At 41.4% G+C, this 5843-nt stretch carries 7 protein-coding genes; all 7 read right to left on the bottom strand.

The features are described 5' to 3' along the window. A partial coding sequence (locus AC1M86_RS14690) for a CoA-transferase (RefSeq protein WP_481592539.1) occupies positions 1-178 on the bottom strand: 178 nt, incomplete at its 3' end. Between the two features lie 43 nt (positions 179-221). Beyond that, on the bottom strand, positions 222-1430 hold the full coding sequence (benE, locus tag AC1M86_RS14685) for a benzoate/H(+) symporter BenE (RefSeq protein ID WP_481596700.1): 1209 nt from the start codon (positions 1428-1430) through the stop codon (positions 222-224). A 56-nt stretch (positions 1431-1486) separates the two neighbouring features. After that, positions 1487-2266 carry a 1,6-dihydroxycyclohexa-2,4-diene-1-carboxylate dehydrogenase gene (locus tag AC1M86_RS14680; protein WP_092768934.1) on the bottom strand — a complete coding sequence of 260 codons (780 nt, stop codon included), beginning with the start codon at positions 2264-2266 and terminating at the stop codon, positions 1487-1489. 13 nt (positions 2267-2279) lie between these two features. Continuing rightward, complete coding sequence (gene benC, locus AC1M86_RS14675) at positions 2280-3296, bottom strand: benzoate 1,2-dioxygenase electron transfer component BenC (RefSeq protein ID WP_035270501.1); 1017 nt, start codon at positions 3294-3296, stop codon at positions 2280-2282. Between the two features lie 90 nt (positions 3297-3386). Beyond that, positions 3387-3890, bottom strand: a complete 504-nt coding sequence (gene benB / locus AC1M86_RS14670) for a benzoate 1,2-dioxygenase small subunit (RefSeq protein ID WP_035270498.1) — start codon at positions 3888-3890, stop codon at positions 3387-3389. After that, positions 3887-5269: a benzoate 1,2-dioxygenase large subunit gene (gene benA, locus AC1M86_RS14665; RefSeq protein ID WP_481608245.1), complete on the bottom strand. Its 1383-nt coding sequence runs from the start codon at positions 5267-5269 to the stop codon at positions 3887-3889. The genes benB and benA overlap by 4 nt, the downstream gene beginning before the upstream one ends. Positions 5270-5343: 74 nt before the next feature. Beyond that, on the bottom strand, positions 5344-5843 hold a 500-nt coding region (locus tag AC1M86_RS14660), incomplete at its 5' end, for a dioxygenase family protein (RefSeq protein WP_481608244.1).

The raw sequence follows: 5843 nt of genomic DNA, 5'->3' as shown, positions 1-5843 counted from the left end.
AATCACCATTACCTGCGTTGTTGTTGACGATCACTAAGTCTTTAATACCGAGTTCAATTAAGCCATCGATGAGTTCAGCAGGCTGACCTGCGGTACCAAACCCACCAATCATAATGGTTGAACCGTCTTTAATTTGGGAGAGGGCTTCGGTTAAAGACGCTGAGCTTTTATCAATCATAATCACTTCCTAAACAAACGATCTACATTTACCTTTAATATGATCAGGTCGATGTAGACGATGATGGGGTAGTATTTTGACGCTTCGTTAAAATCACGTGCGCTAAAATACCAATACAGATTCCCCAAAAAACTGAACTTAAACCTAAAAATTGCATGCCTGAAACAGTCGCCAAGAAAGTAAGGAGAGCTGCGTCACGATCCTTTTCTTGGAACATAGCAACGTGTAAATTTGTAGCAATAGCACCTAAAAGTGCTAAACCTGCTAATGCAGCAACAAGTTCTTTAGGCAGTAAGCTAAAAAGCATCACAATGCTGCCTGCAAATAAACCACCTAAAATATAGAAAATACCGTTCGCAATACCTGCGATATAACGTTTCTCTTTGAGCTCATGTGCATCTTTACCTGTACAGAGTGCGGCTGTTATTGATGCCAGGACAATGGTAATCCCGCCCACACAAGCAACAGCTAACGATGCGATACTGGTAGTGGTAATAATGGGTTTTGCTTGAATGTCATAGCCACTTAATTTCAAAATTGCCATGCCAGGTAAAAATTGACCAGAAAGGCTGACTAAAATAAGAGGTACTGCAAGATTTAGAAAAGAGTTAAGCGTCCACTCGGGCGCAATGAATTGGGGTATTGCAAGTGAAAACTCCATATTCACAGTATTGAATTTTCCGAGGACTAAACTCATGAAAATACCAGCTGCCAATACAAAAAGCATGGCATATCGAGGTGTTAAACGCTTAGCAATCAGATACGAAATAAGCATTCCAAACACAATATATGGCATGGTATTGGTCGCGGTAAAAAGACCAAATCCGAACTGACATAAGATACCCGCCATCATTCCTGCAGCCACTGATTGCGGTATCAAAGCCAATAGTTTGTCGAAATATCCGGTAATACCAATGATGAAAATCACTACAGCTGTAGTGATATATGCAGCAACTGCTTCATTCAGTGATATATCTGGAAAAAGTGTGACTAGCAGAGCAGTACCAGGTGCCGACCAAGCGGTAATGACAGGAACTTTAAATTTTATTGATAATAGAATTCCAGCTACAGCAGCACCAATTGAGATACCCCAAATCCATGAAATCATCATGTCTGGTGAAACTTGGGCTTGTTGTGCTGCTTGAAAGAAAATAATTAATGGTCCGGCATATGAAATCAATACAGCTAAAAAGCCGGCGACAGTGGCGGAAATAGACCAATCTTCTTTTAGTGTTTTAAACAGGGTTGCCATTGTATTTGCCTCCTTGCGTCAATGATCCTGTGAATTTAAAGAGTCCGTGATCAGGGTTAACCCTGATCACCACCACCTACAGGTACGACTGTGCCTGTAATGTATGAAGACTCATCTGAAGCAAGGAACAAAATAGCATTTACTTGTTCTTGAATAGTGCCATAGCGTTTCATGTAGCTGCGGTCAATTGTTTGATCAACCACTTCTTGCATCCAAGCTTGATCTTGCTCAGATAGTGGTGAAGTATTACGTGGAATTACACGTGGTGGAGCTTCAGTACCACCTGTAGCCACAGCATTGATGCGGATACCATCTTTAGCATGTGCAAATGCCATTGATTGAGTAAAACTATTTACACCACCCTTAGCCGCAGAATATGGAAGACGGTTAATTCCACATGTGGCGATAGATGATACATTCACGATCACACCAGATTTTTGGTGTTGCATGTGTGGTAAAACTGCACGACAACTCCATAAAGTAGGAAATAAAGAACGATTGATCTCTTTGATAATTTCCTCTTCAGAAAACTCTTCAAAAGGTTTCATCCAAATCGCACCACCAACATTGTTGATCAGCACATCAATTCGGCCAAAAGTCTCGATCGCTTTATTTACAACTGATTGTGCACCAGCATAGGTTTCAAGATCAGCTAAGACAGTGACACCTGTGCCACCTTGAGTCGTAATTTCTTCAAGTGTGGTCGTCACGTATTCAGCACGGTCAGCCAGTACAACTTTTGCACCTTCGCTAGCTGCTTGAAGAGCAACACCGCGACCGATGCCTTGAGCGGCACCAGTAACGATTACGATTTTATTTTCAAATCTTTGATTCATGTTCCTCTCCACTTTAATTCGCAGAGAATTTTTCGAATAAGAAGTTTGCAGGTTTAACGCCTTCAGCATCTAACCAACCACGAACTGCATCTACCATAGGAACAGGACCACAGAGGTAAACGTCTACATCACCACCGTTGAGCCATTCAGTTTCAATGTGACCTGTCACATAACCTTTACGTTCGTGTGCAGATTCTGGGTTTGCAACTACGGTACGGTATTCAAACCAATCAAGTTTTTCTTGAAGTTTGTTGAGTTCTTCAATAGCAACTAGGTCAAAGTCATTGGTTACACCAAAAACTAAACGTACTGGATGTTCAGAACCTTTTTCTTCTAATACTTGAAGCATCGACATAAATGGAGCAATACCTGTACCACCAGCAAGCATTACTACAGGGCGTACTACATTACGTAAGTAGAAGCTACCAAATGGACCAGTGAATGTCATTTTGTCGCCGACTTTCGCTTCGCTGCTTAAGAAGCTACTCATCTTACCGTTAGGAACGTTACGAACAACAAAGCCGGTCAAACGGTTACCTGGCTTAGAGCTGAAAGAGTATGAACGTGTTTCAGTTGATCCAGGAATACCTACATTTACATACTGACCAGCAAGGAAATTGATATCTGGCTGACCCTCGTCTAGTTGAATATCAAAGGTAATTGTAGATTCAGATAAGTTTTCTACACGAGAAAGTGTACCTTGATATTGATGAATTTGAGTTTTACATACATCAGATGATGCTTGAATTTGGAAAACTGCATCTGAAGTAGGACGGCACTGGCAAGCTAAGATATAGCCTTGCTCAGCCTCTTCTGGTGTAAGTGCATCTTCAATATAAGTTTCTTCAGGCATGTCATAGCTGCCAGACTCACAAAAAGCTCGACAAGTACCACATGCACCATCACGGCAATCCAGCGGAATATTAATCTTTTGACGATATGCTGCGTCAGAAAGCGTTTCGCCTTGTGCAACTGAAATAAATCGGGTTACGCCATCTTCAAATTGAAGTGCAACATTATGGTTTGACATGGCTGAATATCCTTTAAGAATCTTTTGAACAATTTTTTGGTGTAACTACCAAAATTCCATTTGGTAGTTACTGAACTTGTTATTTACTAATTACAGGTGATATACGTCGATTACTTGATTGATGTAATCATTTTTGAGTACCACATATTTATTTAAAATTTGTGGTTTTTCACCAGACAAATTGATTTCGTAGCGTGACATACCAAAGTAGCTGTATGACTTTTGGTAGCGGTAACTTAAAGTGTTCCAGTTGAAACGAACAACAACCTTATCTTCATGACGTTCAAGTATTTCAATGTTGTTAATATTGTGGCTTGTACGTGTATCAGGCATTGTTGCAGAAGAGCGTTCAGTTTTGATACGGAACACGCGGTCTTCTAAACCTTGACGATCTGGATAATAAATTAACGAGATTTCTGATTGAGGATCTTCAGTTAATGTATTGTAGTCATCCCAAGATGGCATCCAGAACGATGCTGTAGGTGCATAGCACTCTAACCATTCATCCCACTGTTCATCATCAAGTAGGCGCGCTTCTTTAAATAAGAACTGGCTCACTGATTCTAAAGTTGCTTCAAGATTCGCGTTACTCATGCGTTATCTCCTTGTTCAGCTAAAGCTTGTTCTGCTTTAATCGCACGTTTCATTTCTTCTAACCAATGTTGATGTTGCGCAAGGTATAAACCTTCGTCTTCAGTTTTAACGCCTGAAAGTTTAGGTTTTAGACCAATTTCGTTTGCTGCCTCATCTGGGCCATTGATCCAATGCTTTGAGCCACGGCACATATCGTTCCACTCAAGTTCGATACCAGCATAACCTGCTTGACATGCACGGAATTCTTCTAAGTCATCTGGTGTCGCCATACCTGAAGCATTGAAGAAATCTTCATATTGACGAATACGGCGTGCGCGAGCTTCTGGCTCTTCACCTACAGGTGCGATGCAGTAAATTGTTACTTCAGTTTTATCGACAGCAATTGGGCGAAGTACACGGATTTGTGAACCGAACTGATCCATCAAATAAACGTTTGGATATAAGCAAAGGTTACGTGAGCGCTCGATCATCCACTTCGACATAGCAGGACCGAATTTCTCAGAGTATTCATCTGCTTTAGGGAAGTTAGGGCGGTCTTCAGGGTTAGCCCATTGTGTCCAAAGCAACATGTGACCATTTTCAAAACCGTAAGAACCACCGCCTTGTTTACCCCAAGATCCTGCGCTCATTGCACGGATATTGTCGCCAGCTTGTTTTTCTTTACGTTGTTGCGTAGTCGCAGCATAATTCCAGTGAACTGCAGATACATGGTAACCATCTGCACCATTTTCAGCAGTGAGTTTCCAGTTTCCTTCGTATGTATAAGTTGAGGCACCACGTAAAACTTCTAAACCTTGATCAGACTGACCCACGATCATATCGATAATTTTAGTCGTTTCACCTAAGAATTCTTCTAATGGCAAGACGTCTGGGTTTAAGCTACCGAATAAGAAGCCTTTATAACTTTCAAAACGTGCAACTTTCTTAAGATCATGTGATCCTTCTTTGTTAAAGCAGTCAGAATAACCTGCATCTGTTGGGTCTTTAACTTTTAAAAGTTTGCCTGAGTTATTGAATGTCCAACCATGGAATGGGCAAGTATAAGTAGCCTTATTACCACGTTTGTTACGGCAAAGTTGTGCACCACGGTGTGAACACGCATTGATCATTGCATTTAGCTCGCCTTGACGGTTACGAGCAATCACGATTGGCTGACGACCGATGTGTGTCGTGTAATAATCATTGTTATTTGGAATTTGGCTTTCGTGTGCCAAGTAAACCCAATTACCCTCAAAGATGTATTTCATTTCAAGGTCAAAAAGGGCTTGATCAGTGAAAACTGAACGATGAAGTTTAAACTCACCTGTCTCAAAGTTGTCTACAAGTAACTCATCAAGACGATCTAGATGGCTGGTATTAATTACAGGAATACGTGGCATGGACGTTCTCCGACTTTCCAAATTGAGGGGAAGTCATCGGGATAATTGGCTTATCCCGATTCCGACTAATTGATTTAAGCTGATGCGCGGCGACGTTCAACTTCAGTAGAAGGCGCACCTTCAACGTCTTTCACTAATTCAATGTCAAATTGAATATGTTTGAACGCACCTTTCAGACCACGACGAGCAATTTCAGCTTCATCAGTTACATCTACAGCAGTTGCCACTAAGCCATCACGCGTTGCAAATGCAAAGTCATCCCAAAGGTATTTATCACCTTCGATGTTGAACTGCGTAGTTAATTTACGGTAGCCAGGCGCAGTGACGAAGTAATGCACATGTGAAGGGCGGTTACCATGACGACCAAGTTTGTCTAATACAAACTGAGTTGTACCTTCTGGTGGGCAGCCATAACCTACAGGCATTGTGGTTAATGCTGTATATTGACCTTGTGCATCGGTGAAGATCGTACGACGTAAGTTGAAGTCAGATTGAGACTTATCAAAGAACGAGTAGTTACCTAAGCTGTTTGCATGCCAAACTTCAACTTTAGCGCCTTCAATGATGTTACCTT

Source organism: Acinetobacter sp. ANC_7654 (genome assembly GCF_056779855.1).
The sequence above is the reverse complement of the archived record's forward strand: the minus strand, read 5'-3'. Positions and strand labels throughout refer to the sequence as shown.

Bases quoted from the DNA above. Each gene is read 5' to 3' on its own strand.
- benB (WP_035270498.1), bottom strand. From the start codon at position 3,890: ATGAGTAACGCGAATCTTGAAGCAACTTTAGAATCAGTGAGCCAGTTC.
- AC1M86_RS14680 (WP_092768934.1), bottom strand. From the start codon at position 2,266: ATGAATCAAAGATTTGAAAATAAAATCGTAATCGTTACTGGTGCCGCT.
- benA (WP_481608245.1), bottom strand. From the start codon at position 5,269: ATGCCACGTATTCCTGTAATTAATACCAGCCATCTAGATCGTCTTGAT.
- benC (WP_035270501.1), bottom strand. From the start codon at position 3,296: ATGTCAAACCATAATGTTGCACTTCAATTTGAAGATGGCGTAACCCGA.
- benE (WP_481596700.1), bottom strand. From the start codon at position 1,430: ATGGCAACCCTGTTTAAAACACTAAAAGAAGATTGGTCTATTTCCGCC.